Source organism: Haloferax profundi, assembly GCF_001469865.1.
Classification (GTDB): domain Archaea; phylum Halobacteriota; class Halobacteria; order Halobacteriales; family Haloferacaceae; genus Haloferax; species Haloferax profundi.
The window spans coordinates 1-2,877 of the sequence record NZ_LOPV01000527.1; the positions used below are offsets into that span (position 1 = coordinate 1).

Here is a 2,877-nt window from a genome sequence, read left to right on the forward strand (position 1 = left end):
TATGATGTATACATATTTGCCGCACCGTGGTCGGAGTTTTACTAATTGGCGTTGTGTATCGCCCACTCCCGCATCAGCCAATAGTGAATATGGTTGTCACATAATCAGAGGCCAACGAAAATCCCATATTCAGAATCACCCCATCACAGAGTGAATGGGTTACTCCTCGGTGAGCAGCCGTGAATCGGCAGTCTAACTCCCAGGGTTTGGAGGTTGAAGAGGCAGCGTCACACGAGGAACCCAGAGAGCATCGCTACAAGTGGTCACAGATGTGCCTCGACGAACTCGTCAGCGTCTACTGACAAGACATCACACCGAAACGATCTCGAGATGGGTACGACGAGCTAAAATTGACATCCACCCACGACTTCAGTCGTTGAATTCCTTCCGTAGGACAGCAGGCCGTTCCTGAGACCTCGGAAGCGACATTCCCACCGAAGTGGTACTCTGATTTGTGCGCGTATGCGTCAGACCACCGAAGTGGCATGGCGTGCTTGGGTATCTGCTTGCACCGCACGGGACGTGCCATCGCCTCAACTCCGTTGAACCACATGGAGCGTCAGGCGACAGAATCACAAAGCGTGTGGCTCAGTTTGATCGGTGTAGCATAGACCACACCAAGACGCTTAAGTATTGCTCGATTGCAGGCGGTCACGCCCACCTTACTCCTGCAGCTCAGCCAAGATGTCACGTTTCGTACTAGCCTGCTCAAAGACCGTTTCAATCACCATATCGGCCTCCCGCAATAGAGTGTGTTCACGATAACTACCTTGGCCCTTCCCACCGCCGGTGTATTTGTTTTCAGTGATGTCGCTGAAGGCCCATTCTTTCAGCAACTCAAGCACCCGCTGGCGAGAGAGTGCATCGGTCCCTTCGGAGTCACAGACCTGCTCGTAGACCCGATAGATTTCGCCAGTGGAGAACGCATCGCCAATCCGAATCTTCGTTAGATACGCGAGTGCGAACAAAGCGTACTTCGAATGAGGCGTCGACCCCCGAATCAACTCCTGAAACCGAGAAACATCGGCGTAGTCCTGGGCGGCATCGACGTGTTCCTCTGTGACCTGTGCGTCGCCGTTCTTCGCCGCCAACTCGCCGGCAGAGTATAGGATCTCGATTGCCTTACGGGCGTCACCGTGTTCACGTGCTGCGAGTGCAGCCACACGCGGAATTACCCCCGACTGCAACACGTCCGGTTTGAACGCGTCACGTCGATTCTCAAGAATCGAGATGAGTTGGTTCGCATCATAGGGATGGAACACGAGCTCTGCTTCCTGGAGACTAGATTTGACACGTTCATTCAGTCGTTCGTAGTACTCGATCTTGTTCGAGATTGCGAGCACCCCGACGTAACAGGAGGTCTTCCCAGACTCTTCGGCACGTGACAGTTTGAACAGAACCTCGTCATCTCCAAGTTTGTCAATCTCGTCGACGATGGCGATGAACACGTCCAACTCGTCGAGCATACTCCAGAGATACTTGAAGTACTCCGAGGCTCCAATCCCGATGTCAGGGACAGAAATGTTCTTCGAGGATTGCTGTTGCACCTGCTGGGCCAGACTCCGGGCAACTCGTGTTTGGGTGTCACACTGATCACAATCGACGTATGCCGCACCGAATTTGGCGTTGTTTCGAGTCGCAATGGCACGGGCACGACCAGTGACGTGCTTCGAGACGAGTGACTTGCCAGTTCCTGTCTTCCCGTAGATAATAGCGTTCTTCGGCGGTTCGCCGAAGGCTGCAGGCCGAAGGAGATCTTCGACAGCAGAAATCTCTTCGTCACGCCCGACGATACGCCCGCTCTCAGGAACGTGACCGACACGCAGGAGTTCACGCCGCGCGAAGATGTCCTCGTTCCGTTGACTCAGTGGATCTGAGTCGAAATCTTCGATGTCGGGCGTTGGTATCGGGTCGTTCATCAATCTATCGCGAACCTTTCACCGATGGGTCATAAATCTTCCCCCACCTCGTTTTCACTGAATATGGGGAATCAAGTGTCTTAAGCGCCTTTCTGGACGACTATGTCCCACAGTACATCTACGAAAGCCCTCCTGATTTTCACTGTATTCGGGTGACTCTACCTGTGTTGTGGTGGTTTAGTGTCTATCACGAGGAGACAGGTACACCTTATTTTCACTGAAAGCGTTGAAAAGAGTACCTTCAAACTATTTCCGGACTATTTCGGAGATTGGGGATGGAGTCACAGACACCTCATTTTCACTGAAATCAATCAGACCTCTCACCTCACGGAAAATCGAGGAACCTATTCACTTATAAATAGAACACCACTGGAGTCAGTGAGACACCCCATTTTCACTGAAAAATCACATGACGTAGTGGTTCTTCTTCTATCTCACTCTCATGTATATATTACATCTACCAATAAATATATAATATAAATTGAAGAGCAAAACTACTGTTTCCAGTGGAACAGACGGCCTGTTATTCAAACCTATACAGTGAAAACGAGGGGTGTGTCTCCCCGTTGTTAAACCTAAGCTCGAAGCGACGCTTGACATTTTCAGTGAGGACGACGTCCCTCAAGTAATCCTGTTGAAGTCCTCTGTCGTTGATAGTTTGCTGAGGCCGTGCTGAATACAGCGCGCAAATTGGTCACTGGCCGGTCGTCATATAGTGGGAAATCGGGTATGATACATACAGGTGAGCTACTTGCTGTGAGGCATCGAAACCTCTATGAGATCTGTCACAACCCGCGTGACCGATACAGAGGGTGAATGCAGCAATAGCCGCTCAGTTGTTTATCCGCAATCGTACAGCAGCTGATCGGGCCGATCAGCCCAAGATACCGATACACTCGGCCGACTCGGTCAGCCTGTCAGTACTCGGTACCGTCGACGAACTCGTCAAACAACTGAG

General features: G+C 51.4%; 1 protein-coding gene. It reads right to left on the reverse strand.

Annotated features, from left to right (window positions below):
* Positions 1–662: 662 nt before the first annotated feature.
* Positions 663–1,919: a Cdc6/Cdc18 family protein gene (locus AUR66_RS16290; RefSeq protein WP_058573275.1), complete on the reverse strand. Its 1,257-nt coding sequence runs from the start codon at positions 1,917–1,919 to the stop codon at positions 663–665.
* Between the last annotated feature and the right edge of the window lie 958 nt (positions 1,920–2,877).

Bases quoted from the DNA above. Each gene is read 5' to 3' on its own strand.
- AUR66_RS16290 (WP_058573275.1), bottom strand. From the start codon at position 1,919: ATGAACGACCCGATACCAACGCCCGACATCGAAGATTTCGACTCAGAT.